The following is a 23,014-nucleotide window of genomic DNA, read 5'->3' as shown; positions in this document are numbered from 1 at the left end:
AAATGTGCAATCACACTACACGAATACCTCTAAATGGATCGCCCGTCAATGCGCAAAATTCACACCAATGTCATATTTGTGAGCTATACGGAAAATCATTTGTACAAAAAATGTGAGCCAGAACAACTATTTTTCCGGCGTTAAACGTAAAAAAACCGCCTCAGGCGCATGACCTGAAGCGGTTAAATTTACATTACTTTTATCTCAGGGAAGCCGTTTTATCTCATCAGCGATAACGGCCGCTTCCTGGCTCCATGCGCTCGCCAGTACTTTGACCATTTCATCATAGCCATCTTTCTGCTGGCTGGCTTCAATATGGAAAGGCCGCTTAATCAGTTGTCCGTTGTGGTTTAATAGCCACTCCCCGCTCACGATAACCTTACCATCGTAACGTCCATGGAACCCGGTTACAGTCACGTTTAACGTATCCTGGGTTGTTCCCAATGGCTGAGAAGCGACGACCCAGCCAGGAAGCCGGGCGCTAAGATTTGCCACCAGAGTGTTACGCAATTGCTGATCCAGCGGGCTGGCCCATAGATTGTTATTGGCAATCACATACTGGACATCACTGGTTTGATACACCACGCCGTTACCTGCCAGATAGTCAGGTACGGAAACCTGCTCTACCCATAAGAGGCGGTTGCCCTGGCTCGTAGTGCTTTGCACACCACTTTGCGCTATCGGGAGCTGATAATAGCTTTTATTCTCTCCGCCGGAGCTACATGACGCCAGCCAGAACGCCATTATCACGACTAGCCATTTTTTCATTGTTTCGCCCTCTTAGGCTCGGGATCTTTTTTATCCTTCGCTTCAAATACCAGCGCGTTGCTTTTCTCGTTCAAAGTCTTCAACACCGGTTGTAACTCACGAAGCACCTGATCGAGACGCTGCATATCCGCCACCATTTTGTTATACGCTGCCGATCCAGGCTGGAAGCCTTGCATACTGCGATTAAGTTCGCGTAACGTCGTTTGCATATCCGCCGGAAGCTGCTGCATCGACTGACTGGAGGTAATCTTGTTCATATTATCCAGCGTGGTTTGCAGCCGACGCATAGTGCGCTGGCTTTCAGACAGCGTATTGGTCACTTGTTCAATCATCGGATTCAGCGGCAGGTTGTTAATCTTATCCAACGTTTCCACCAGCCGCTGTTGAATTTGCGCCAGGCCGCTGCTGACGGTAGGAATAATTTCATAGCCATCAAATTCGCGTAGCCCGGTAATCGGCGGCTCCTTGGGATAAAAGTCCAGATCGACATACAGCGCCCCGGTAACCAGGTTACCTGTTTTAAGCGAAGCGCGTAAACCGCGCTTAAGCAGTTCCGTCAAATGCGCGCCAACATCTGCATTTTCTCCCAGTTGCGCTTTCAGACGCTCCGGTTCAATGCGCACCAGCACAGGAATACGGTAATCATCGTTAAACACCTGACGCATATCAGACGCAAAGAAAGGCACTTTGCTTACCGTCCCCAGACGAATACCGCGGAACTCCAGCGGCGCGCCAGGTTGCAATCCGCGCACCGAATCTTTAAAGAACATCAGGTAATCGATATGATCGGTGTACAGCGAATCCTGAATACTTTTTTGATCGTCGTAGAGATTAAACGCCGTTTTTTCGGCGACGGGTTGTCCCTGCTCAAGTCCTTCCGGCACGTCAAAACTCACCCCGCCGCCAAACAGCGTCGTCAACGATCCCATTTCCACGCGCATTCCCGCAGATGTCAGATCCACAGCGATACCGCTATCTTTCCAGAATCGTACATTACTGGTGACCAGCCGATCGTTTGGCGCCTTAATGAACAACTGATAGCTCATTGTCCGTTTTTGCGGATCGAAAGAGCTGGTTTCAACGGACCCCACCCGATAGCCTCGGAACAGAACGGGATCACCAGGACTGAGCTGGCCAGCCTTTTTGCTGTCCAGAATCACACGAATACCTTTGGCATCGGGCGGCGCCAACGGCGGTGAATCAAGAAGCTGATAGCTTTCCGGCTGACTGCCCTTGCTCCCTGGTTGTAGTTCAATATACGCGCCTGATAACAACGTCCCAAGCCCACTGATGCCTTCACGCCCCACCTGCGGTTTTACGACCCAAAATACCGAGTCTTTATGCAGCAACTTTTCCATACCGGAATGAAGCCGCGCTTTGATTTGTACATGGGTCAGATCGTCAGTCAGCGTCGCGCTTTCAACCACGCCGACATCCACGCTGCGACTTTTAATCGTCGTTTTTCCGCCTTCAATACCTTCCGCATTGGTGGTGATTAAGGTAACTTCTGGTCCCTGGTGGCTGTAGTGATAAAACAGAATCCAGGCTCCGATAAGCGCAGTAACAATCGGGAATATCCAGACAGGCGACCAATTTTTCACCTTTTGTACTTTGGCTTCCCCTTTTTTAGGTTCCATGCTATCAGGACTCCTCATGGCCTGGTTCGTATTCACGATCCCACGACAGACGCGGATCAAAGGTCATCGCAGAAAACATTGTCATTATGACGACTAAAGCAAACATCAACGCACCCATCGCAGGATAAATATTCATTAACCCTCCCATACGCACCAGCGCAGAGAGTACGGCAATGACAAAGACATCAATCATTGACCAGCGCCCCACAAACTCCACTACTTCATAAATAAAATGCATCCGCTCACTGTCGCGTTTACCGTGGCCTTTCGCATCCCAACAAAGCCAGGCAATGGCGATCATTTTTAGCGTCGGCACCATAATACTGGCGAGAAAGATAACCGCCGCAACCGGATAAGACCCCTCACTCCACAGCAAAATCACGCCAGCCAGAATGGTCGACGGCATTTTCGAGCCCAATAAATCGGTAATCATAATCGGCAAAATATTGGCGGGTAGATAAAGCATGATCGAGGTAAATAGTAACGCCAGCGTCCATTGCAAACTGTTCTTACGCCGGACATAGCCTTTCGTATGGCAACGCGGACAAACGAGACTCTTCGCAGGCAGGATCGCCGTGCAGCAGGCGCAGGAGCGCAAAGATTGCCGGATACCGGTAATCCCCGGCGTTAACGGCTGCGCCAACGCCGGCTGAGGGGCGATATCATCCCACAACCAACGGCGATCAACACACTGGAATGCCCGCAGTTGAACGAGACAAAATAAGCACCAGGGAATAAAACTGTTGCCGATGCCGATATCGCCGTAGGCCATCAGCTTAACAAAGCTGACCAGCACCCCGGCGAGAAATATCTCCGCCATTCCCCACGATTTCAGGAGGAAAAAGATCCGCGCCAGCGTTTTTTTTACCGACAACGGCAGATTGGCTCGGTTGACGAGCAATAAAATGGTCACCAGGCAAAATGCCGGCACCAGTTGGACAAATAATAAAAAGAACGTGCCGAGGCTGGCGTAATCTTCAGAAAACATGACCCCGGGGATTTCCAGAAGCGTGACTTCGCTGGTGACACCCGCGACATTCATATTCACGAAGGGAAACAGGTTAGAAAGCAGCAACATAAATAGTGCCGCTAACGCATAGGCGGTAGGACGCTGCCGGGGCGCGTCCCACTCGGTCGTTAACGTTGCGCCGCATCGTGGACATGCTGCTTTTTGTCCATGCGAGAGGCGGGGTAAAGCCACCAGCATGTCACATTGCGGGCACAATATGTGCTTCGCAGCATGGTGATGTTCACACATAGGCGCTCCTTTAATTATGCCCCGTTTTTCAGGCCTTCAAGATACTCCCAACGTTCGAAGGCTTGCTCAAGTTCTTGCTCCACCTGACTTAAATCGGCCAGAACTTTTTGCGTTTGCTCATGGGGCTGGCTAAAAAAGGCCGCATCCGCAACCTGCGCCTGTAGCGCTTCCAGCTTCGCTTCCAGGTCTTCAAGCTGACCGGGTAATTGCTCCAGCTCGCGCTGCAGTTTATAGCTTAGTTTGCTACTGCCCCGTTTTACAATTTCTGCTTTAGGGGCAATAACTTCCTCATTTTTTTTCACCATCGGCTGTTTCGTCGCCAGATGCTGCGCTTGCTGCGCACGCGCATCATGGTAGCCGCCGATATAACGTCCGATTTTGCCGCCGCCTTCGAAAATCCAGCATTCCGTCACGGTATTATCGACAAATTGGCGATCGTGGCTGACCAGTAGCACCGTGCCCTGATAGCCATCAATTAATTCTTCTAATAGTTCCAGCGTTTCGACGTCAAGATCGTTCGTTGGTTCATCGAGAATTAAAAGATTGCTCGGCTTGAGGAAGAGTCGCGCCAGCAGCAGACGGTTACGTTCGCCGCCGGAAAGCGCGCGAACTGGCGTCATCGCCCGTTTGGGGTGAAACAGGAAGTCCTGCAAATAGCCCAGTACATGGCGCGGTTTACCGTTTACCATTACCTCTTGCTTGCCTTCCGCAAGGTTATCCATCACGGTTTTTTCCGGGTCCAGTTCGGCGCGATGCTGATCGAAGTAGGCGACTTCCAGCTTCGTTCCCACATGGATACGCCCGCTGTCAGCCTGAAGCTGTCCCAGCATCAGTTTCAGTAACGTGGTTTTACCGCAGCCGTTCGGGCCAATTAACGCAATCTTGTCGCCGCGCTGTACCTGAGCTGAGAAATCTTTTACCAGTTGTTTTCCTTCTACCTGGTAATCGACATTTTCCATCTCAAAAACGATTTTACCGGAGCGCGTCGCCTCTTCGACCTGCATCTTCGCCGTGCCCATCACTTCACGACGCTCGCTGCGTTCACGGCGCATCGCTTTTAACGCCCGCACACGCCCTTCATTACGGGTGCGGCGCGCCTTGATACCCTGGCGAATCCAGACTTCTTCCTGCGCCAGTTTGCGATCAAACTCCGCGTTTTGTAGCTCTTCTACGCGCAGCGCTTCTTCTTTCTCTAGCAGGTATTGATCGTAATTTCCCGGATAGGTGACCAGTTTGCCACGATCGAGATCGACAATGCGGGTCGCCATATTGCGAATAAACGAACGATCGTGAGAGATAAAAATAATCGTTCCGTTAAAGGTTTTCAGAAACCCTTCCAGCCAGTCGATGGTTTCGATATCCAGATGGTTAGTCGGTTCATCCAGTAACAATACGCGCGGATTGCTGACCAGCGCCCGACCCAGCGCGGCTTTACGCAGCCAGCCGCCGGAGAGCGACGACAGCGCGGCGTTAGGATCGAGTCCAAGCTGCGCCAGCACTTCATTAATACGGTTTTCCAACTGCCACAGATTATGATGATCGAGCTGCTCCTGTACGCGCGCCATTTCATTGAGGTTTTTCTCGCTGGGATCGCTCATCACCAGACGGGAAATCTCATGATAGCGTTTGAGGTATTCCGCTTGTTCTTCGATACCTTCGGCGACAAAGTCATAGACGCTGCCCGCAATATTACGCGGCGGGTCCTGTTGCAGACGCGCGACGATCAGATCCTGCTCATAAATAATACGCCCATCGTCCAGACCCTGTTCGCGGTTGAGGATCTTCATCAAGGTGGATTTCCCGGCGCCGTTACGCCCCACCAGACAGACGCGTTCGTTATCTTCGATATGCAACTCTGCGTTATCGAGAAGCGGCGCGTCGCTGAACGACAGCCATGCGCCATGCATACTGATTAATGACATTTACTTTTCCTTTCAGGCAGCGCGGATCAGCCAGCAATTATGGATCTGACGGTTACGGGCAAAATCCGGGGAGAGCGTTTTTTGCGTAATTTCTTGTGCTGTAAGCCCCAGTTCGGCCAGACCTTCCAGATCCATACGGAATCCGCGCTTATTATTTGAGAACATGATGGTGCCGCCTTTACGCAGCAGGCGTTTTAAATCTTTCATTAACGCGACATGATCGCGCTGAACATCAAACGACTCTTCCATACGTTTTGAGTTAGAGAACGTCGGCGGATCGATAAAGATCAAATCGAACTGTTCATTCGCCTCGCGCAGCCAGCCCAGGCAGTCGGCCTGAATCAGGCGATGCGCGCGACCGCTCAGTCCGTTCAGACGCAAATTACGTTCGGCCCACTCCAGATAGGTGCGGGACATATCCACCGTTGTGGTGCTGCGCGCACCGCCCAGACCCGCATGTACGCTGGCGCTGCCGGTATAAGAAAAGAGATTCAGGAAATCTTTGCCTTGACTCATCTCTCCCAGCATCCTGCGGGCAATACGGTGATCGAGGAACAGACCGGTGTCGAGATAATCCGTCAGATTTACCCATAAGCGCGCATTATATTCGCTGACCTCAAGGAACTCGCCCTTCTCGCTCATTTTCTGATACTGGTTTTTTCCTTTTTGCCGTTCGCGGGTTTTTAACACCAGTTTATTCGGCGCAATACCGAGCACTGACAAGGTTGCCGCAATAATATCGAACAAACGCTGCCGCGCTTTTTGCGCATCCACTGTTTTCGGCGGCGCATATTCCTGAATCACCGCCCAGTCGCCGTAACGGTCTACCGCCACGTTATATTCCGGCAGGTCGGCATCATACAAGCGATAACATTCAATGCCTTCCTGGCACGCCCATTTTTCCAGCTTTTTAAGATTCTTACGCAGGCGATTAGCGTAATCTTCCGCCACCGTCGCCGGTTTACTGTCTGCGGTGGTTTCCGCAATATGATAGTTTTTCTGCACGCAGTCCAGCGGGCCATTCTTGGCTTTAAACTGTTTGTCGGCACGCAGTTGCAGGCTGCCCAGCAGATCGGGCGAGGCGCTGAACAGCGACAGGTTCCAGCCGCCAAACTGATTTTTCATGATACGGCCCAGCAGACTGTGCAGCGCAATCAGCGCCGGTTCGCTGTCCAGACGTTCGCCGTAAGGCGGGTTACTGATAACCGTACCATACGGGCCTTTCGGCAACGGATTGCTCAGTTGCGCCACATCTTTCACTTCAAAGGTGATTAGCTCGCCGATACCAGCGCGACGGGCGTTGCTGCGCGCCCGCTCAATGACGCGCGCATCGCTGTCGGAACCGTAGAAATGAGAGGAATACTCCGCCAGTCCCTTACGCGCCCGGGTCTGCGCTTCGGCTTTCACTTCCTGCCAGATAGTCTCGTCATGCTGCGCCCAGCCGCTAAATCCCCAGTGGCCACGGTGCAGTCCCGGTGCGCGATCGGTCGCCCACATCGCGGCCTCAATCAATAATGTCCCGGAACCACACATAGGGTCGAGCAGCGGCGTACCCGGCTGCCAGCCGGAACGCATAACAATCGCCGCCGCCAGCGTCTCTTTGATTGGCGCCAGACCGGCGCGATCGCGATAACCGCGCAGGTGCAGGCCATCACCGCTGAGATCCAGCGCAATGCTGGCAGTTTCTTTATTCAGCCAGACGTTAATACGGAGGTCCGGCGATTCGCGGTCCACATTTGGACGCGGAAGATTTTTCCGCGTAAATGCATCGACAATCGCGTCCTTAACTTTCATCGCGCCATACTGACTATTACGGATGGTGTCGTTCAGGCCGCTGAAATGCACCGCAAACGTCGCACCAGGATTAAAAATCTCTGTCCAGTTTATCGCCTGAACGCCGAGATAAAGATCGAGATCGCTGTAGACCTTGCACTCGCCCATCGGCAGGATAATACGCGAGGCCAGGCGGCTCCACATCAGGCTCTGGTAAATAAGCCGCGTGTCGCCCTGAAAATGGACCCCACCCTGAACAACCTGACACTCTACGGCGCCCAGTTTTTCCAGTTCAGTTTTTAACAGCTCTTCCAGCCCGCGGGCCGTACTGGCAAACAGAGAATTCATATTGTCACTTTTACGCTAAGAAAATTGTTGCGCATTATAGCTAATCTCACGCCCATGTCATAAAGTTGAAGGCTTATTTTCATTTGAGGGACTGTACGGTGGCGACGTTATCACGGCTCTTTATTCATCCGGTCAAATCCATGCGCGGCATTGGTCTGACTCATGCGCTGGCAGATATCAGCGGTCTGGCTTTTGATCGCATCTTCATGATTACCGAGCCTGACGGTACATTTATTACCGCCCGCCAGTTTCCACAAATGGTACGTTTTACCCCCTCTCCCTTACATGACGGCCTCCATTTGACCGCGCCAGACGGCAGTAGCTCACTGGTTCGCTTTACGGATTTCACCCCGCAGGATGCGCCGACCGAAGTCTGGGGAAACCATTTTACCGCTCGCGTCGCTCCGACGGTGATTAATCAATGGTTGAGCGGCTTTTTCTCCCGCGATGTCCAGTTGCGCTGGGTTGGGCCGCAGTTGACGCGCCGGGTTAAACGGCATAACGCGGTGCCGCTGGGATTTGCCGATGGCTACCCGTATTTATTGACTAACGAAGCCTCGCTGCGCGATCTGCAACAGCGTTGTCCGGCTGGCGTACAAATGGAACAGTTTCGCCCAAACTTAGTGGTTTCCGGCGTAGCGGCCTGGGAAGAAGATAACTGGAAAGTTCTTCGCATTGGCGAGGTGATTTTTGACGTTGTGAAACCTTGTAGCCGCTGTATTTTTACGACCGTCAGCCCCGAAAAGGGGCAAAAACATCCCTCCGGCGAACCGCTGGCGACGCTGCAAGCTTTTCGTACCGCCCTGGACAATGGCGATGTGGATTTTGGTCAGAACCTGATCGCCCGCAATAGCGGCGTCATTCGCGTCGGCGATGAGGTGGAGATTCTGGCAACAGCCCCGGCAAAAGCCTATGGCGCCACAGCGGTCGACGACAGCATTACGCCAGATAAACACCCGGATGCGAGCGTGACCATCGACTGGCAAGGACAAACCTTCTGCGGGAATAATCAACAGGTGCTACTGGAACAGTTGGAGAATCAGGGAATTCGTATTCCGTATTCTTGCCGGGCGGGTATCTGTGGTTGCTGCCGGATACGTTTACTGGAAGGCGAAGTAAGCCCGCTGAAAAAATCGGCCATTGGCGACGATGGTACGATTCTGAGCTGTAGCTGCGTGCCTAAAACCGCGTTACGACTGGAAAATTAAACCGCTTGTTCAAGGCTGAAACTGTGACAGTGAACCTGCGGTTTCAGCCTGTCGTTCATAATTTTAATCGCATCGCCAAGCTGCATAGTTCGGCCTGCTATCACCACGCCCGGCTGGGCCAGAAGGCACAACGCGGCATTTTCTCCCGGCTCAACGACCAGCAAATTAACCTGCTCCGCCGTATCGCTTAACCAGACGCTTGCGGCATCACCCGTTCCCGGAGTCCACATTTCGCCATGCGCCACAAAATGCCAGCTTTTTGGCATCTGCGGTTTGAGATAACGAATCGCCACCAGCGCATTCAACACCAGCTCCGCGCGTTGCTCTTTGGTTAATTCGAAATCCCGGCATTTTTCTTCAAAGGAAAAATAGAGCGCGGCATCATCCACACAAAAACCGGTCGGGCAAAACGCGTCCGGCGTAAGCATCTTACGAGAGAAGCGCGAGCGAAAAAGCATACCATTGGCGAGATCGAGCATCATACGATCGTGCTCTTCATCATAATACCAGCGCCAGTTATCGTCAGGTTTAATTCGCATTGGCCTCTCTCCCGCTTTTAAGCAATTCGTAACAGCATTGTCCTTTTGCCGCTTCGTTTATTACCCCAATAATAAAAGCCCAAAATGTCTAAATAAGCAACAGTGGAGAAATATAAAACAACCAGCGCCGGAAATAAAGCCCTGGTTGTCTGATAAAGGGTAAAGTTTAGATATGCGTTACGATTTCTTTAATCAATGGCGGGCCTTTAAAAATAAAGCCGGAATAAATTTGTACCAGAGTTGCTCCTGCCGCTATCTTCTCGCGCGCGGCGATAACTGAGTCAATGCCGCCGACGCCGATAATAGGTAATTGTCCATTTAACTCCTGGGATAAACGGCGAATAATTTCTGTGCTTTTTAATTGTAATGGCCGGCCACTTAATCCCCCCGTTTGCTGGCAATTTTTCATTCCTTGTACCAGAGAACGATCGAGGGTGGTATTTGTCGCAATCACGCCATCAATATTATGTCGAAGCAGGCTATCGGCAACCTGGATCAATTCTTCTTCACAAAGATCCGGCGCGATCTTTACCGCCACCGGCACATATTTATGATGGATCGCCTGAAGATCGTTTTGCTTATTTTTAATGGCGCTCAATAGATCATCCAGCGCATCGCCATACTGGAGCGTGCGTAACCCTGGCGTATTCGGCGAAGAAATATTAATGGCGATATAACCCGCATAAGCATAGACTTTTTCCATACAAATCAGGTAGTCATCTTTGCCATTTTCGACAGGGGTATCTTTATTTTTACCGATGTTAATTCCCAGAATACCATCAAAATGGGCCTTTTTAACATTCTCGACAAGGTTATCGACGCCCAGATTATTAAATCCCATCCGATTGATCAGACCTTCAGCATCCACCAGACGAAAAAGACGCGGCTTATCGTTACCCGGCTGTGGGCGCGGCGTCACGGTGCCGATTTCCAGGGAACCAAACCCCATCGCGCCTAGCGCGTCGATGCACTCCCCGTCTTTATCCAGACCGGCAGCCAGCCCCAGTGGATTCTTAAAGGTAAGTCCCATGCAGGTGACCGGCTTTGTTGGTACTTTCTGGCGCACCAGTGCTTCCAGCGGCGTACCTGTAATGCGGCGTAATTGTTGAAATGTAAATTCATGAGCGCGCTCTGGATCGAGCTGGAAAAGGGCTTTACGAACGAAGGGGTAGTACATGAACTCTCCTGGATTCCCGGTGTGCAAACCGGGGGCGTATTATGGGCGATAACCGTGCAAAAGGGAATTGACCTACGGCAATAAATAGCAATCGTTTTCCTTCAGCCCCACTTCACGCTTCGCCAGGGCGCGTCATCATCCGGCAAAAAAATGCCCGGCAGCGCTAACGCTTACCGGGTATGTCTTACATTTTTATAGCGGATATGATCAGGTTAACGCTTTAGTTATCTTCTCGTACAGATCGCCGGAAAGATTCTCCAGTCCTTTTAACTGCTCCAGCGCCGCACGCATTTTCTCCTGTCGCTTACCATCATAACGTTTCAGACGAATCAGCGGTTCAATGAGGCGAGATGCAACCTGCGGGTTACGACTATTCAGATCGGTCAGCATCTCGACCAGAAACTGGTATCCGCTACCGTCTTGCGCATGGAACGCCGCCGGGTTACTGCCGGCAAACGCGCCAATCAATGAACGGATGCGGTTCGGATTGCTCATGCTGAAAGAACGGTGTTTGAGCAGGCCGCGTACAGTTTCCAGTACATTTTCCGCCGGGCTTGTGGATTGCAGGATAAACCATTTATCCATCACCAGGCCGTCCTGATGCCACTTATCGTCATATTCCTGCATCAGCGTATCGCGGCACGGCAACTGCGCCGCCACCGCAGCAGACAGGGCCGCCAGCGCATCGGTCATGTTATTGGCGTCGCGATACTGTTTGCTGACCAGCGTATTAGCCAGCTCCGTCTCGCCGAACGCCAGGAAGCGCAGGCAAGCATTGCGCAGCGTGCGCTTACCAATATCGCCGTGATCAACACGATACTCATCCAGATGATTGGCGTTATAGATAGCAAGGAACTCATCCGCCAGTTCTGCCGCCAGCGTACGCGTTAGCGCTTCACGAACTTGCGCAATGGCGATCGGGTCGATGACCTCAAACAGCTCCGCAATTTCATTGGCCGAAGGCAACGTTAAAATTTCTGCGGCCAACGCCGGATCGATTTTCTCATCCAACAGCACCGCGCGGAACGCATCAGCGACATGCACCGGAACCGATAACGGCTGCCCCTGCTGATGACGCGCCACATTCAGTTTAATGTAAGTGGCCAGCAGGCTTTGCGCCGCATCCCAACGGGAGAAATCGTTGCGCGCATGGCGCATCAGGAACGTCAGTTGCTGATCGCTCCATTTATATTCCAGTTTCACCGGCGCTGAAAACTCGCACAGCAAGGCCGGAACAGGCTGGAAGTAGACATTATCAAAGGTAAATGTCTGCTCCGCCTGCGTGACGTTCAGCACAGCATTGACAGGATGACCGCCTTTTTGCAACGGAATAACGTTGCCTTCGTTATCGTACAGTTCAATGGCGAATGGAATATGCAGCGGCTGCTTCTCTGCCTGATCCGCCGTCGCCGGAGTGCGCTGGCTGATGGTCAACGTGTACTGCTCGGTTTCCGGATTATAATCATCTTTTACCGTTACAATCGGCGTACCGGACTGACTGTACCAGCGGCGGAAATGGGACAGATCGACATTAGAAGCATCTTCCATCGCCTGTACAAAGTCATCACACGTCGCGGCGCTGCCGTCATGGCGCTCAAAATAGAGCTGCATCCCCTTCTGGAAATTTTCCTCACCCAGCAACGTGTGGATCATGCGAATGACTTCCGCGCCCTTTTCATAAACGGTGAGGGTGTAGAAGTTATTCATTTCGATAACTTTATCCGGGCGGATAGGATGCGCCATCGGGCTGGCGTCTTCCGCAAATTGTAAACCGCGCATGGTACGCACGTTACTGATGCGGTTCACCGCACGTGACCCCAAATCAGAGCTAAATTCCTGATCGCGGAAAACGGTTAACCCCTCTTTCAGGCTCAACTGGAACCAGTCGCGGCAGGTGACGCGGTTGCCGGTCCAGTTGTGGAAATACTCATGGCCTATCACGCGCTCAATATCGAGATAATCTTTATCCGTCGCGGTATCGGTACGCGCCAACACATATTTGGAGTTAAAGATATTGAGACCTTTATTCTCCATCGCGCCCATATTAAAGAAATCCACCGCGACAATCATATAGATGTCGAGGTCATATTCGAGTCCAAAACGCGTTTCATCCCATTTCATGGAATTCTTCAGCGAGGTCATCGCCCACGGCGCGCGATCCAGATTGCCGCGGTCAACGTACAGTTCTAATGCGACTTCACGCCCGGAGCGGGTGGTAAAGGTATCGCGCAGCACGTCAAAATCACCGGCCACCAGCGCAAACAGATAACACGGTTTCGGGAACGGATCTTGCCACTGAACCCAGTGACGGCCATTCTCCAGTTCGCCCTGCGCAACACGGTTGCCATTGGAAAGCAGGAACGGATATTTGATTTTATCGGCAATAATTTTGGTGGTAAATCGCGCCAGTACATCCGGGCGGTCAAGATACCAGGTAATATGGCGGAAGCCCTCCGCTTCACACTGGGTACAGAGCGCATCGCCGGACTGGTACAATCCTTCCAGCGCCGTATTCGCCGCCGGACCTACCTCGTTGACAATGCGTAACGTAAAACGCTCTGGCAGGTCGCTGATGATAAGCGCGCCCTCTTCTTCTTTATATGCTGTCCACGGCGCATCGTTGACGTGGAGGGATACCAGCGTTAAATCTTCCCCATCAAGACGAAGAGGCGCATCAGGCGCGCCATGACGAACAGCCTGGCTTATTGCGGTGACCACGGTTTTTTCGGCATCGAGGTCAAAGGTCAAGTCAATATCAGTAATCTGGTAATCCGGCTCGCGATAGTCGTGGCGGTATTTGGCTTGTGGCTGTTGTGTCATAAAAAACCTTTCGCATCTTTTGTAGAGTGTCGACTCCAGTCTATTCCTGTTGCGCAAATCGCGCTACGCAGAATGTTCATCTTTTCAGGCACAAACAGCCTCTTTGCTACATTTTTATAACATGGGGCACGAAATGCGCTCGACCCTAAAGACAGCTTATGGTGTGATCGGGGTTCAATAAATCGCTAAACAAGGTATACTCCAGCGGTTTTCTTAGTTGTTTATTGTACTAAACGCTCCCGTGAGAGGACGCTACAGCGCACCTATGACACAATTCGCTTCTCCTGTTCTGCACTCGTTGCTGGATACAGATGCTTATAAGTTGCATATGCAGCAAGCCGTTTTTCACCACTACTATGATGTGCAGGTAGCGGCTGAGTTTCGTTGCCGTGGCGACGACCTGCTGGGTATTTATGCCGATGCTATTCGCGAGCAGGTGGACGCGATGCAGCACCTGCGCCTCCAGAAGGACGAGTTCCAGTGGCTCTCTGGCCTGCCCTTTTTTAAACCGGATTATCTGAACTGGTTACGCGAATTTCGCTATAACCCCGCTCAAGTCTGTGTCACCAACGATAACGGCAAGCTGAATATTCGCTTAACCGGCCCGTGGCGTGAAGTGATTATGTGGGAAGTGCCGCTGCTGGCCGTGATCAGTGAACTGGTTCACCACTACCGCTCGCCAAACGCGGGCGTTGCTCAGGCGCTCGACGCGCTGGAAAGTAAGCTGGTTGATTTCACTGCGTTAACCGCCGATCTCGATATGTCCCGCTTCCACCTGATGGACTTCGGTACCCGCCGTCGTTTCTCTCGTGAAGTGCAGCAGGCGATAGTTAAACGTCTCCAGCAGGAGTCATGGTTTGTCGGCACCAGCAACTATGATCTCGCGCGTCGCCTGGCTTTGACGCCGATGGGCACTCAGGCGCACGAATGGTTTCAGGCGCATCAACAAATCAGTCCGGATCTGGCGACCAGTCAGCGTGCCGCGCTGGCCGCCTGGCTCAACGAATATCCGGACCAGCTTGGTATCGCATTGACAGATTGCATTACAATGGATGCGTTTTTACGCGATTTCGGCGTTGAATTCGCCAGCCGTTATCAGGGGTTACGCCACGACTCAGGAGACCCTGTCGAATGGGGTGAAAAGGCGATTGCCCATTATGAAAAGCTGGGGATTGATCCGCTGACAAAAACGCTGGTCTTTTCAGATAACCTTGATCTGCAAAAGGCGGTCGAGCTCTATCGCCATTTCGCGTCTCGCGTGCAGTTAAGCTTCGGCATAGGTACCCGCCTGACCTGCGATATCCCCCAGGTAACACCGCTCAATATCGTTATTAAGCTTGTGGAATGTAACGGAAAGCCGGTGGCTAAACTTTCCGACAGCCCCGGTAAAACGATCTGCCATGATAAAGCGTTTGTGCGTGCGCTGCGTAAAGCTTTTGATCTCCCGCAGGTCCGCAAAGCCAGTTAATTCTTCCCAGGGAGCCTGCCAGGGCTCCTTTTTCAGGTTTATTTCCGAAATCTTTCACTTCAGCTACGATTTCTGCTTGTCTGATTGCAGATGCCAGGTAACATAGGAATCCCCCCATTTCGGGTGGACAAGTGTTTATTTTTTCCGACTATTAACAGAGAGAATATTATGAGCGTTGTGCCTGTAGCCGACGTACTCCAGGGCCGCGTAGCCGTTGACCAAGAAGTCACCGTGCGCGGATGGGTGCGTACCCGCCGAGATTCAAAAGCTGGCATCTCCTTCCTCGCCGTTTATGACGGCTCCTGCTTTGATCCTGTACAGGCTGTAATTAATAATTCTCTGCCCAATTATAATGAAGAAGTATTACACCTGACGACAGGCTGCTCCGTGGTGGTAACGGGTAAGGTTGTCGCGTCGCCGGGACAAGGGCAAAGTTTCGAAATCCAGGCCACGAAAGTAGAGGTCGCAGGTTGGGTGGAAGATCCGGATACCTACCCGATGGCGGCAAAACGCCATAGCATTGAGTATCTGCGTGAGGTCGCGCATCTGCGCCCGCGCACCAACCTGATTGGCGCGGTAGCGCGCGTCCGCCATACTCTGGCACAGGCGCTGCATCGCTTCTTCGATGAGCAGGGCTTCTTTTGGGTCTCCACCCCGCTGATTACCGCTTCCGATACCGAAGGCGCTGGCGAAATGTTCCGCGTCTCAACGTTGGATCTGGAAAACCTGCCGCGTAACGACCAGGGCAAGGTAGATTTTGACAAAGACTTTTTCGGCAAAGAATCATTCCTGACCGTCTCCGGCCAGCTAAACGGCGAAACGTATGCCTGCGCGCTGTCCAAAATCTATACTTTTGGGCCGACCTTCCGCGCGGAAAACTCCAACACCAGCCGTCACCTGGCGGAGTTCTGGATGCTGGAGCCGGAAGTGGCGTTCGCCGATCTGGAAGACAACGCCCGTCTGGCGGAAGCCATGCTGAAATATGTCTTCAACGCGGTTCTGGAAGAGCGTGCGGATGACATGAAGTTCTTTGCCGAACGCGTGGATAAAGACGCTATCGCTCGTCTGGAGCGTTTTGTCTCTACCGACTTCGCTCAGGTGGATTACACCGATGCGGTCGCCATTCTGGAACGCTGTGGTAAGAAATTTGAAAACCCGGTGTTCTGGGGCGTCGACCTCTCTTCCGAACACGAACGCTATCTGGCGGAAGAACATTTCAAAGCACCTGTGGTGGTGAAAAACTATCCGAAAGAAATTAAAGCGTTTTACATGCGCCTTAACGAAGACGGCAAAACCGTAGCGGCAATGGATGTACTGGCGCCGGGAATCGGCGAAATCATCGGCGGTTCCCAGCGTGAAGAGCGTCTGGATGTGCTGGATGCCCGTATGGCCGAAATGGGGCTGAATAAAGAGGATTACTGGTGGTATCGCGACTTACGTCGCTACGGTACTGTACCGCATTCCGGCTTTGGCCTGGGCTTTGAACGCCTGATCGCTTACGTCACGGGTGTGCAAAACGTGCGCGATGTTATTCCGTTCCCACGGACGCCACGCAACGCCAGCTTCTAATTTTTACGTCACACTCAAGGCCAGCTATGCTGGCCTTTTTTTCACCTGAATGTCAGTTTTATTCTCAATAAGTAAATAAATTTAATTACAACCCTCTGAATTACCACATCTTGTTACTGTATATTTCACAAAAATATTTACACATAAAAATCTAATCCTTAATTTTATTAAGGATTAGATTTTTATGCTCTAATAGCACAATTTTTCCCCATCATTTCAGACATCAGGACATCTAAATGGCTATTTTTATAAAATGGCTCATCTGCTGCTTTTTCAGGCACAATGGTGTCGCATGCCAATAAATATAATAAAATCATATGAATAAAATTAAAAAGAACAAATTAAGACGAAAAATCAGGGGAAGTTTGACGTTGTTCACAAAGTTCCGCAAAAATAATATTTTCTTACATATTTTTTCCTTTTGATACTAAATCTTTATATTTGTAGCATTTTCACGGTAGCGAAACGTTAGTTTGAATGGAAAGATGCCTGTCAGACACATAAAGACACCAAACTCTCATCAATATTTCTGTAAAGTTTTATTGACGGAATTTATTGGCGGCAGTGGCAGGTGTCATATAAAAAAACCAATGAGGGTAATAAATAATGATGAAGCGCAAAATCCTGGCAGCGGTGATCCCTGCCCTGCTGGCTGCTGCAACCGCAAACGCAGCAGAAATTTATAATAAAGATGGTAATAAGCTGGATCTGTACGGTAAAGCCGTGGGTCGTCACGTATGGACAACGACCGGCGATAGCAAAAATGCCGACCAGACTTATGCCCAGATTGGTTTTAAAGGGGAAACGCAAATTAACACCGATCTGACCGGTTTCGGTCAGTGGGAATACCGTACCAAAGCAGATCGCGCTGAAGGCGAACAGCAGAACTCGAATCTGGTCCGTCTGGCCTTCGCAGGTTTGAAATACGCAGAAGTGGGTTCAATCGATTATGGTCGTAACTACGGTATCGTTTACGATGTTGAATCATATACCGATATGGCACCCTACTTCTCCGGCGAAACCTGGGGCGGCGCCTATACTGATAACTACATGACCAGCCGTGCTGGCGGTTTGTTGACCTACCGTAACTCTGACTTCTTCGGTCTGGTGGACGGTCTCTCTTTCGGTATCCAGTATCAGGGTAAAAATCAGGACAACCACAGCATCAACTCTCAGAATGGCGATGGCGTAGGTTACACCATGGCATATGAGTTCGACGGCTTTGGCGTCACCGCAGCGTACAGCAACAGCAAGCGTACTAACGATCAGCAGGATCGCGATGGTAATGGCGATCGCGCAGAATCGTGGGCCGTTGGCGCGAAATATGATGCGAACAACGTCTACCTGGCTGCCGTATATGCCGAAACCCGCAATATGAGCATTGTTGAAAATACGGTTACCAATACCGTGGAAATGGCAAACAAAACGCAGAACCTTGAAGTGGTCGCTCAGTACCAGTTTGACTTCGGCCTGCGTCCGGCAATCTCGTATGTGCAGAGTAAAGGTAAGCAGTTGAACGGCGCCGACAGCACAGCCGACCTGGCGAAATACATTCAGGCGGGCGCGACTTACTACTTCAACAAAAACATGAACGTATGGGTTGACTACCGTTTCAACCTGCTGGACAAAAACGACTACAGCTCCAGCTACGTTGGCACCGACGATCAGGCGGCAGTCGGTATTACTTACCAGTTCTGACCAGCAGACCCCTTTGTTTTATGCCTCAAAAACAGGACTTCGGTCCTGTTTTTTTATGTCTCTTAGAGAAAACGTGCGTCTTTCAAAAACAGTCGGGCTTTTTAGCGCTAACGGTTGGCATTTTGTAAATCTGCCGTTAACCTGATAGCGGATTTCCCTTCTGTAACTATAATGGAACCTCGTCATGTTTGAGAACATAACCGCCGCTCCTGCCGACCCGATTTTGGGCCTGGCCGATCTGTTTCGCGCCGATGACCGTCCAGGGAAAATTAACCTTGGCATTGGCGTATATAAGGATGAAACCGGCAAAACACCGGTGCTCACCAGCGTTAAAAAAGCCGAGCAGTATTTACTGGAAAATGAAACGACGAAAAACTATCTCGGCATTGACGGGATTCCGGAATTTGCTCGCTGCACCCAGGAATTATTGTTTGGCAAAGGCAGCGCGCTGATTAACGACAAGCGCGCACGCACGGCGCAAACGCCGGGCGGTACCGGGGCGCTACGCGTTGCCGCCGACTTCCTGGCAAAAAATACCCCGGTAAAACGGGTGTGGGTGAGCAACCCTAGTTGGCCGAACCACAAAAGCGTGTTTAACGCCGCCGGACTGGAAGTCCGGGAGTACGCTTACTACGATGCGGAGAATCACACGCTGGATTTTGACGCGCTACAAGCCAGTCTGAGCGAAGCACAGGCCGGCGATGTGGTTCTGTTCCATGGTTGCTGTCACAACCCAACCGGCATTGACCCTACTCTGGAACAGTGGAAAGCTCTGGCTGAGCTTTCTGTTGAAAAAGGTTGGCTACCGCTATTTGATTTCGCTTACCAGGGCTTTGCCCGCGGCCTGGAAGAAGATGCGGAAGGTCTGCGCGCCTTTGCCGCGCTGCATAAGGAGCTGATTGTCGCCAGCTCCTACTCCAAAAACTTCGGTTTATATAATGAACGCGTCGGTGCCTGCACACTCGTTGCCGCCGACGCGGAAACCGTGGATCGCGCTTTTAGCCAGATGAAATCAGCCATTCGCGCTAACTACTCTAACCCGCCGGCGCACGGCGCGTCCATCGTCGCCACTATCCTGAGTAATGACGCACTGCGCGCCATCTGGGAACAGGAGCTGACGGACATGCGCCAGCGTATCCAGCGTATGCGTCAACTGTTCGTGAATACCTTGCAGGAGAAAGGCGCAAACCGCGACTTCAGCTTTATTATCAAGCAGAACGGGATGTTCTCATTCAGTGGTCTGACCAAAGAGCAGGTGCTACGTCTGCGTGAAGAGTTTGGCGTTTATGCCGTAGCTTCTGGTCGCGTGAACGTGGCAGGTATGACGCCGGATAATATGGCACCGCTGTGCGAAGCCATCGTCGCGGTACTGTAAAAACCTGTCGGCTGGCGTGACCGACAAAAAAGCCTGCACATTGCAGGCTTTTTTCATTCTGCTTACCAGACCGGCATCTCGTCTTGCAGGAAGGGGTTATGCAGACGCTCGTAACCGAGCGTGGAGAGCGGGCCGTGGCCAGGGATAAAGGTCACATCATCGCCAAGCGGCAGTAGTTTACGCTTAATGGCGTCAATCAACTGATTGTGATCGCCGCGAGGAAAATCGCTGCGCCCGACGCCGCCTTTGAAAATCACATCGCCGGAGATCAGCAGTTGCGACTGTTCATCAAAGAAAACCACGTGTCCCGGCGTGTGTCCCGGACAATGTAACACCTGTAACGTCACATTCCCTACACTGACGCGATCGCCTTCGTTCAGCCAGCGGTCAGGCGTCAGCGGCTGGCACTCATCCAGACCAAACATGCGGCTTTGCGCCGGCAGTCCTTGCAGCCAGAACTCATCTTCTTTTTCCGGACCGATAACAGGAACGCCGTAATGCTGCGCCAGTTCACTCGCTGCGCCGACATGATCGAGATGGCCATGCGTGAGTAAAATTTGCATCAACGTCACACCGCTGGCGTCCACTTCCTGTTTAATTTTTTCAGCGTCGCCGCCCGGATCGACCAGCGCCGCCAGCCGGGTTTGTTCGCACCAGATTAATGAACAGTTCTGGGAGAACGCGGTGACCGGAATAATACGATAGTTCATACTGCTCCTTTGATTAAGCCTCGCTGATTACCAGTGCCGCGCCGGCCCGGTATCAATATGCACAAAGTTACTACGTGGGTAATATCCTACACCACCTGCGCCCATAGATAACGCCGCTTTGCGAATATTGCTCAGCGCCACGCCCTCAATATGAAAATCCATCGCCTGCCCTTTCGTATGGTAGCTTTTTTTCGCTACGCCGCTGCTACGGGCGCGTAATTCATTATTGGTATCAAGAGAGCGGTAGCCCGAGATGAGCTGCACAGGTTTACGCGTCCCTAACAGCCCCTGAAGTCGGTAAAGTTGGTCAAACAGGCGGGGATCGATTGATCGGACTTTATTCGCGCGATAGTCACGGAAAAAATGGTTTAACTTTGCTAATTCATCCTGAATGTAGGCTCTTCCATCGAAAAACTCCGCCTTGATTGACTCTCCGGTATGGAGATTGTTTAACGTCAAAATACGCGGGCGTGGGGTCGAGAGTGTGGCAAACGCTGGCACGGGCAGGATGGCGGCGCCGAGGGCGACACCACCAAGCGCCAGCAGCTTGCGGCGATTAGCGTCAAATTTGTCCATGATAATCAGGTCTACAGGTCAATGTTATCGTTAATACACTTCTACCTTTAAGCAGGCATAATACCGACAGGCACAGGCTTCTGAACGGCCCGGTCGACTCAAAGGTTGTTGTATATGCACTTCTGGCGCACGAAAGGCACCTTAACTGGCGATAAAGCCTGCGTCAAGATGGCCCTCCCCCAGCAACGACGGGGTCTACAGCGAAACGACCCCGTTGAAGCTAAACATTAGGACAACATATTTACCAGAACTTCTTCATTTACCTGATTAATTGTTCAACCTTTGGCACAATTTGTGCGCTGGATCGCGCTGTGAGATCGTAATTGTAAATATCTGTACGATACTGCATACGACCATCTGCGCCGACAAACGCGGTCAGATAGTAAAGATTAACCGGAATGTTCTGCCGGATATTGACATACCGCGTGTCGCCTTGCTTCAGAGCGCCAGAGATCCGCGCATCGTTCCAGCCCGCATCTTGCAAGAGCATATTAGCCAGTTCAGAGGCCTTATTGACACGCACGCAACCGGAACTTAACGCCCTGGCGTCACGCTGAAAGAGATTATGGTTGGGCGTATCGTGCAAATATATCGCATCTGAACTCGGCATATTAAATTTATAACGCCCCAGCGAATTGTGCGCGCCTGGCGCCTGCTGGAAACGGAACGGAAGATTCGATGGCGTAATGGTGGCCCAGTCAACCTGCCACGGATCGATCGCTTCTTTGCTGTTCCAGCCGCGCATCACGGTGTAGCCATGGCGCTCCAGATAGCCTGGGTCATTCCACACCTTCGGTAAAATGTCTTTACGCGCAAGCGTGGGCGGAACGTTCCACGGCGGGTTCACCACCACATTATTCAGCGCGCTGCTCATCATCGGCGTTTTACGATCGGGACGCCCGACGATCACCCTCGAAGCCAGCACCTGGTTGCCATTCTGATAGTAGACCAGCGAATAAGCGGGAATGTTCACCATAATACCGGTAGATAATTCCGCCGGCAGCAGGCGTAAACGTTGGATATTCAATGCCAGTACGCCTGCGCGTTGCGCGGGGGTCATATTGAGCCAGTTACGCGTTGCCGGGCCAATTACGCCATCCGCCCCCAGACCTTGCCATGCCTGGAAACGCTTTACCGCCTCGACCAGTTCACGATCGTAGGCGGCGCGTACCGCCGGAGCCGGCTTGCTACGGCGGGCCGTTTGTTCGGCGACCGGCTGCGCCGCCGGTGTTTCGACGCCCACGGCGGAGGGGCTGACAACGGCGCTATCAGCAGTATTATCGCCGGGTAAGGCAATCTTTGGACCGCCATCCAGCATCCCCGTACGCTGTAATATTTCGCGCAGCGCAGGCACATCGTTACTCCATTGCCCCGGGCGCAGCGTCACGGTATTGGTCAACTGTGGCCACGGGCGAGAGTCCGCCACCAACTTCAGCAACGCGTCATGCATGAGTGCATACTGTGGATGTTGCGGCGCCAGGCTGGCGACAAACGTCGGCAACTGCCCCTCTTCCAGCGCGATTTGCCACTGGTTAATCACCGAAACTGGCGGCGTCGCCAATGCATAAGGTTTGTTGCTATATAACCAGCGATTGCCTTTGACGGGGATATTCGCAATGAAATGGAGATAGCCCATCATGGCGTCTGACAACACGACATCGCGCGCCATACCGTTTACGGCGGGATCGGTCAACAATGCCACCCAGGCGGTAAACTGCGGCTGGAATCCGGCAATCGCCACCTCCGCCAGTTGTTGCTGGAAGGCTTTCACCGCATCGCGATTATCCCACATGGGCTTCATGTCGCGCGCGGCGTAAAGCAATGCCAACTGGCTCATATAAACCGGCGTATAGCCGGAAGGGAGCTGCGACTGTAGATCAGCCCGAATTTTCCCGGCTGAAGCGCCCTCCGGCAGCGGCTGAATCCCGGCCAGAATCGCCGTCGCGGCTGATTGCTTCTGCGGCCCAGCCAGACCAGTCGCGGCAACGGCGCTATCGCCAGGTATCATTTCAGGCTCATCGGCCTGCGCATTGAACAGTGGAGCGAATGTTACGGCCAGGCATAAACTGATTGCCGACAGACGACGACCACACATCTTGTTAAGCAACATCCCTTGCCCCCTGTTTTCGTTATCATACTCCGCATGACGGTGCAGCCCGCGGCGCGGG

Annotated in this window: 16 protein-coding genes; 5 read left to right on the top strand and 11 right to left on the bottom strand. The window is 52.1% G+C overall.

What is annotated here, in order from left to right; genetic code table 11:
- Window positions 1-204: 204 nt before the first annotated feature.
- The 5 genes from pqiC to rlmKL are packed head-to-tail and all read right to left on the bottom strand — an operon-like array spanning window position 205 to window position 7,706.
- Entirely contained in the window at window positions 205-768 is a 564-nt protein-coding gene (gene pqiC, locus AC3G3F_RS12490; RefSeq protein WP_023247038.1) for a membrane integrity-associated transporter subunit PqiC, read from the bottom strand.
- Window positions 765-2,405, bottom strand: a complete 1,641-nt coding sequence (gene pqiB / locus AC3G3F_RS12485) for an intermembrane transport protein PqiB (protein WP_023247039.1) — start codon at window positions 2,403-2,405, stop codon at window positions 765-767. Before pqiB ends, pqiC begins: the two co-directional genes overlap by 4 nt.
- A gap of 4 nt (window positions 2,406-2,409) precedes the next feature.
- On the bottom strand, window positions 2,410-3,663 hold the full coding sequence (gene pqiA / locus AC3G3F_RS12480; RefSeq protein WP_053530141.1) for a membrane integrity-associated transporter subunit PqiA: 1,254 nt from the start codon (window positions 3,661-3,663) through the stop codon (window positions 2,410-2,412).
- A gap of 14 nt (window positions 3,664-3,677) precedes the next feature.
- On the bottom strand, window positions 3,678-5,585 hold the full coding sequence (locus AC3G3F_RS12475) for an ABC transporter ATP-binding protein (protein ID WP_023247040.1): 1,908 nt from the start codon (window positions 5,583-5,585) through the stop codon (window positions 3,678-3,680).
- 12 nt (window positions 5,586-5,597) lie between these two features.
- A complete protein-coding gene (rlmKL, locus tag AC3G3F_RS12470; RefSeq protein WP_488395078.1) occupies window positions 5,598-7,706 on the bottom strand; it encodes a bifunctional 23S rRNA (guanine(2069)-N(7))-methyltransferase RlmK/23S rRNA (guanine(2445)-N(2))-methyltransferase RlmL in 2,109 nt (702 codons plus the stop codon).
- Between the two features lie 98 nt (window positions 7,707-7,804).
- On the opposite strand from rlmKL, the gene AC3G3F_RS12465 reads away from it, so the two are divergent.
- A complete protein-coding gene (locus AC3G3F_RS12465) occupies window positions 7,805-8,914 on the top strand; it encodes a YcbX family protein (protein WP_023247042.1) in 1,110 nt (369 codons plus the stop codon).
- Here the strand turns inward: AC3G3F_RS12465 and zapC are convergent.
- From zapC to pepN, 3 genes are all read right to left on the bottom strand, one after another.
- A complete protein-coding gene (gene zapC / locus AC3G3F_RS12460; protein ID WP_001220671.1) occupies window positions 8,911-9,453 on the bottom strand; it encodes a cell division protein ZapC in 543 nt (180 codons plus the stop codon). The genes AC3G3F_RS12465 and zapC overlap by 4 nt on opposite strands.
- Before the next feature lie 166 nt (window positions 9,454-9,619).
- A complete protein-coding gene (gene pyrD, locus AC3G3F_RS12455; protein ID WP_070801963.1) occupies window positions 9,620-10,630 on the bottom strand; it encodes a quinone-dependent dihydroorotate dehydrogenase in 1,011 nt (336 codons plus the stop codon).
- Between the two features lie 207 nt (window positions 10,631-10,837).
- Window positions 10,838-13,450: an aminopeptidase N gene (gene pepN, locus AC3G3F_RS12450; RefSeq protein ID WP_488395076.1), complete on the bottom strand. Its 2,613-nt coding sequence runs from the start codon at window positions 13,448-13,450 to the stop codon at window positions 10,838-10,840.
- Between the two features lie 265 nt (window positions 13,451-13,715).
- Here pepN and pncB point away from each other — a divergent pair, with 265 nt between their 5' ends.
- The 4 genes from pncB to aspC all read left to right on the top strand — a co-directional run bounded on the left by pncB (window position 13,716) and on the right by aspC (window position 19,560).
- On the top strand, window positions 13,716-14,918 hold the full coding sequence (gene pncB / locus AC3G3F_RS12445; protein ID WP_053530139.1) for a nicotinate phosphoribosyltransferase: 1,203 nt from the start codon (window positions 13,716-13,718) through the stop codon (window positions 14,916-14,918).
- Between the two features lie 168 nt (window positions 14,919-15,086).
- Entirely contained in the window at window positions 15,087-16,487 is a 1,401-nt protein-coding gene (gene asnS, locus AC3G3F_RS12440; RefSeq protein WP_046093551.1) for an asparagine--tRNA ligase, read from the top strand.
- A gap of 606 nt (window positions 16,488-17,093) precedes the next feature.
- Window positions 17,094-18,185: a porin OmpF gene (gene ompF / locus AC3G3F_RS12435; protein ID WP_023247047.1), complete on the top strand. Its 1,092-nt coding sequence runs from the start codon at window positions 17,094-17,096 to the stop codon at window positions 18,183-18,185.
- Between the two features lie 184 nt (window positions 18,186-18,369).
- Window positions 18,370-19,560 (top strand): aspartate transaminase, encoded by a 1,191-nt coding sequence (gene aspC, locus AC3G3F_RS12430; protein WP_053509627.1) that lies wholly within the window; start codon window positions 18,370-18,372, stop codon window positions 19,558-19,560.
- 62 nt (window positions 19,561-19,622) lie between these two features.
- On the opposite strand, the gene AC3G3F_RS12425 is transcribed toward aspC, so the two are convergent.
- The 3 genes from AC3G3F_RS12425 to ldtD form a co-directional block, all read right to left on the bottom strand.
- Window positions 19,623-20,270 (bottom strand): MBL fold metallo-hydrolase, encoded by a 648-nt coding sequence (locus AC3G3F_RS12425; protein ID WP_001109473.1) that lies wholly within the window; start codon window positions 20,268-20,270, stop codon window positions 19,623-19,625.
- A 27-nt stretch (window positions 20,271-20,297) separates the two neighbouring features.
- Entirely contained in the window at window positions 20,298-20,846 is a 549-nt protein-coding gene (gene mepK / locus AC3G3F_RS12420) for a peptidoglycan L,D-endopeptidase MepK (protein WP_023247049.1), read from the bottom strand.
- A gap of 259 nt (window positions 20,847-21,105) precedes the next feature.
- Window positions 21,106-22,956: a L,D-transpeptidase gene (ldtD, locus tag AC3G3F_RS12415; protein WP_023247050.1), complete on the bottom strand. Its 1,851-nt coding sequence runs from the start codon at window positions 22,954-22,956 to the stop codon at window positions 21,106-21,108.
- Window positions 22,957-23,014 lie beyond the last annotated feature (58 nt).

Source organism: Salmonella sp. FC25216 (genome assembly GCF_057751355.1).
The sequence above is the reverse complement of the archived record's forward strand: the minus strand, read 5'-3'. Positions and strand labels throughout refer to the sequence as shown.